This is a genomic window from Peptoniphilus hominis (ex Hitch et al. 2025) (assembly GCF_040096015.1).
GTDB classification, from domain to species: Bacteria; Bacillota; Clostridia; order Tissierellales; family Peptoniphilaceae; genus Peptoniphilus_A; species Peptoniphilus_A hominis.
Genome location: NZ_JBBMFO010000083.1, coordinates 1 through 626 on the forward strand (window position 1 = coordinate 1; position 626 = coordinate 626).

Genomic DNA, 626 nt, shown 5'->3' on the forward strand with positions numbered 1-626 from the left:
CTTGTTACTTGAAGTTTTAGTTTTTGTACTAGTCTTTGTACTTTCTTCTTGTTTATTACATAGCCTAATCTTTTTAGCATAGCTGTTATTCTTCTATAGCCATAGTTTGGATTGTCTTTTCTAATATCTAGTATTGTCTTCTCTACTTGCTCATCTTTGTTTGGTCTGTCTAAGCGTTTTTGCCAATACATGTAGGTTGATTTTGGAAAGTTAAAGTATTCTAAAAGATCTTTTAGTTTGAATTTATCTCTTAATGATCTAATGACCTCAGATATCTGTCTATTTCTTCCTGTGTCATTTGAGAGAATTGAATCTTTTTTTTTAGAATTTCTACTTCCATTTGAAGATAGTAGTTTTCTTTTCTTAGTTTTTCTAATTCACTTAGATCTTCTTTTACTTTACTATTTTTGTTTTTTAGATTTTTGTTTTTATCTGTACTTGGCATATTTGAAGGTCTACCTCTCTTTTTTGCTTTTAGTCCTTCAATCCCTTCTTCTCTAAATTCTGTTACCCATCTAGCTATTATGCTTGGGTTATTAATTTTCAGTTCATTAGCAAGACTTTGATAGGACATTTCTCCTGTTAAGTACAAGTCTACTACATTTAGTTTGAAGTCTAAAGAGTAA

At 29.6% G+C, this 626-nt stretch carries 2 protein-coding genes; both read right to left on the reverse strand.

Translation table 11 applies throughout. The features are described from left to right. Positions 1–191: IS3 family transposase (locus WMO19_RS09865; protein WP_349171699.1), on the reverse strand; the 191-nt coding region annotated here is incomplete at its 3' end. Positions 192–250: 59 nt separating this feature from the next. Next, a partial coding sequence (locus WMO19_RS09870) for a helix-turn-helix domain-containing protein (protein ID WP_349171701.1) occupies positions 251–626 on the reverse strand: 376 nt, incomplete at its 5' end.